The sequence below is a fragment of the Deltaproteobacteria bacterium genome (assembly GCA_020848745.1).
GTDB lineage: Bacteria > Desulfobacterota > Binatia > UTPRO1 > UTPRO1 > UTPRO1.
The window spans coordinates 1-2,942 of record JADLHM010000142.1 but is presented as its reverse complement, the minus strand read 5'-3'; the positions used below and the strand labels follow the sequence as shown (position 1 = coordinate 2,942).

Annotated in this window: 5 protein-coding genes; all 5 read right to left on the bottom strand. The window is 66.3% G+C overall.

Going from position 1 to position 2,942, the window contains the following annotated elements; all coding sequences use genetic code 11:
* Positions 1-145: hypothetical protein (locus IT293_20450; GenBank protein ID MCC6767034.1), on the bottom strand; the 145-nt coding region annotated here is incomplete at its 3' end.
* A 97-nt stretch (positions 146-242) separates the two neighbouring features.
* On the bottom strand, positions 243-503 hold the full coding sequence (locus IT293_20445) for a hypothetical protein (protein ID MCC6767033.1): 261 nt from the start codon (positions 501-503) through the stop codon (positions 243-245).
* Entirely contained in the window at positions 500-1,384 is an 885-nt protein-coding gene (locus IT293_20440; protein ID MCC6767032.1) for a site-specific DNA-methyltransferase, read from the bottom strand. The genes IT293_20445 and IT293_20440 overlap by 4 nt, the downstream gene beginning before the upstream one ends.
* Positions 1,381-2,775 carry a DEAD/DEAH box helicase gene (locus tag IT293_20435; protein MCC6767031.1) on the bottom strand — a complete coding sequence of 465 codons (1,395 nt, stop codon included), beginning with the start codon at positions 2,773-2,775 and terminating at the stop codon, positions 1,381-1,383. The genes IT293_20440 and IT293_20435 overlap by 4 nt, the downstream gene beginning before the upstream one ends.
* On the bottom strand, positions 2,772-2,942 hold a 171-nt coding region (locus IT293_20430; protein ID MCC6767030.1), incomplete at its 5' end, for a hypothetical protein. The genes IT293_20435 and IT293_20430, both read right to left, overlap by 4 nt.

The following is a 2,942-nucleotide window of genomic DNA, read 5'->3' as shown; positions in this document are numbered from 1 at the left end:
GCATCGGCCGCGCGTCCCAGGCGTAGTGCGTCTGCACCGCCCCGAGCTTGAGCCCGGCCTGGACGATCGCGTCCGGGCCGCAGTGGACGGCGTAGGCGAGCACGCTCCCCACGCCGGCCAGGTACGCCATCATCAGTTTTTTCATCCGATCCCCCTCCTCCTAATTCGCAACGTAGGGAAAGTTCCGGCCGGAGCCCCATGCCCCGGCCGGCCGACGCGGCCGTTACCGTGAGCGGCGTCGGTTATTTTGTACTGCGCGCCTCAAAGGCCGCATGATCGCGGCAGTGGTACGCCAGCCGCAGCGCCACGGCCGCCACCTGGATGGCTTCGAGGCGGATGGATTCGAGCTTGTTCGCGCCGATCGCGGCGAGCAGCTCGGCCACTTCCTCGGCCAACACGCCATAGGCTTCGTGCGTCGAGGCGAAGGGGCCATAGCGGCGATCCGCCCCGGCGATCTGCTCCGAGACTTCCAGAATCACGGCATCCGCGGGGGACGGCATCATGCGACACCTCCCGAAAACAAGGTTCCCTGCGACCGTTGACTCAGGAGATTCGCGACGGCCTGCGTGTAGTACGATCGCTTGAGCTCGATCCCGACAAAGCGCCGCCCATGCTCAAGCGCGACGTACCCCTCGGAGCCGATGCCGCCGAACGGCGACAACACGATGTCGTTGGGATTCGTCCAGAGCTCGAGCGCCCGGGCGATTACCTGGAGCTGCAGCGGGGCGATATGCCGCTCGTCCTTCTCCTCCCGCGCGCTCCGATGCTGCAACGTGTCCGACGGATCGATGTCCATCCAAACGGGCGAGGCGTATTGCTGCCACCGCTCCACCGGGAAGCTCGCGTTCGTGTGCGTGACACGCTCGGGATTGTCGCCTGGCTTCCGCATGGTCACGAGGTAATCCGCGATGCCCTGCCGGGACATGCAGGAGTCTTTCTTGATCTGCTTGTGCAGCAGCCCGAGCGCCTTCGTCCGCTGCATTGCCGTCACGGGGTCTTTCCAGATGCAGACTTCCGAGTGATAGATCCATCCCGCCGCGACGAACGCGCGGATGAGATCGCCGCGAAAGTCCGTGATCCCGATCACGCCATCGCGCGCCTTGGACGTGGGAAGATTCATGCAGTGGAACGAGAGCAGCCGTCCCGGCATCGTCACCCGGAGCAGCTCGGGGACGAGGAACGCGAAGTGCTCCGCAAAATCCCGATGGTCGCGGCAGTTGCCCATGTCGCGCTCGCTATCCGAATACGTGTAGAGCGACGCGAACGGCGGCGAAAAGATCGTATAGTGGATCGAGGCATCAGGGAGCCCGCGCACGACCTCCACACAGTCGCCCTGGATCATCGTGAACCGCTCCGTCACCGTTTGATCGAGTACCTGCGTCATGCCGCCTCCGAGATAAGCCATGGGGGGATAGTGAGCGGTTGGTGCGGGCGATAGGTTGCCAGCTCCCGCCCAGCCGCTTTCACGGCGGTGAAATCCTCAAGGTGCGCGACCAGCTCGGCGTGCAACGTCTCCGCTTCCGCCTGCTTCCGCTTGAGATTCGCGAGCACGGCGCCCTCGCCAGTGCTGGTGATGATGTGGACATGGACCGGCCGCGTCTGCCCAAACCGATAGGTGCGCCGGAGCGCTTGATAGTACGCCTCGAACGAGTGCGAGAGCCCAACGAAAGCGACGTGCGCGCAGTGCTGCCAATTCATCCCGTGCCCGGCGATTGACGGCTTCGTCACGAGCACCCGGAGCCGCCCCTCCGAGAAGTCGGCCAGCCGCGACTCTTTTGTCTCGGGATCATCCGAGCCGCGCACCTCGACGGCCCCCGGGACCGACCGCGCCAGCGCTTCCGACTCGACGTTGAGGTCGCACCAGAGAATCCACGGCTCCCGCGAACGATTCGCGAGCTCAGCGGCGATGGCGACGCGATCCTCGAGACTCGCTTTCCGCGCAGCCCGCTGGGCGTCGAGTGTCTGCGCCTCGACCGCAAAGAGTAGTCCGGATTCCTGCGCGAGTGCGTTGCTCGTCGCCACCCGATGCTCGTGGAGATGGAGCGGCGGCAGGCGATAGTCGCCATCTTCGTAGCCGAGGTCGCTCGGGTACCGGACGCAGACCGCCCACGACGCGACCCAGCGCCAGAAGTCCCGCTCTGCGTGCCCTTTCAGCCGCCACGCCTGCGTTTCCCCGCCGTCGTGGCAGAAGAACGTCGCCAGCATTTCCTGGCGCGAGAGCGTACCCAGGTATTCGGCATGGTTCCCAAGCTCCATGTGGTCGTTGGGCGCGGGCGTCGCAGTGCAGGCCAGCCGAAATGGCGTCGCCGCGAAGCGGGCAAGGATGGCATTCCGGGTCGCAGACGTATGATCCTTGAGGATCGAAGACTCATCGAGCACGACGCCCCCAAGCGTCACGTCCTCGAACCGATGCAGGCGGTCGTAGTTGGTGACGTTCACGCCGTCGGTGATATCGGCGGCGTCCCGGCAGATGTGGACGGGGACGCCGAGCTTCCGCCCCTCGCGCTGGAATTGCTGCGCGACAGCGAGGGGCGCCACGATCAGGACCGGCTGTCGTGTCACGTCCGCGACCACCCGCGCCCATTCGAGCGCCATCCACCCTTTACCGAGCCCGCAGTCCGCGAAGATCGCGGCGCGACCCCGGCGGAGCGCCCAGCGCACGACATCGTGCTGGAAGGGAAAGAGCCTCGGGGAGAGCGGAGGCGGATCAGCCAATCCGACCGCCTCGGCTCGGAGATGCTTCTCTGCTAGGAAGGCGTGATAGTTGTCCGTCATCGCAGCACCGCCGCGCACCATCCGCCCACCACGCCGAGGGCGCTCGCCAGCGCGAGCAGCAGGCCGAGCGCCCAGAACCGCAGCCGCACCGTCGGCGCGACCGCTTCCCGGCGCAGGCTCAGATAGAGCACACGCTGATCGGCGCTGAGATCCGCCGGCCGCCGCCG

Bases quoted from the DNA above. Each gene is read 5' to 3' on its own strand.
- IT293_20445 (MCC6767033.1), bottom strand. From the start codon at position 503: ATGATGCCGTCCCCCGCGGATGCCGTGATTCTGGAAGTCTCGGAGCAG.
- IT293_20435 (MCC6767031.1), bottom strand. From the start codon at position 2,775: ATGACGGACAACTATCACGCCTTCCTAGCAGAGAAGCATCTCCGAGCC.
- IT293_20440 (MCC6767032.1), bottom strand. From the start codon at position 1,384: ATGACGCAGGTACTCGATCAAACGGTGACGGAGCGGTTCACGATGATC.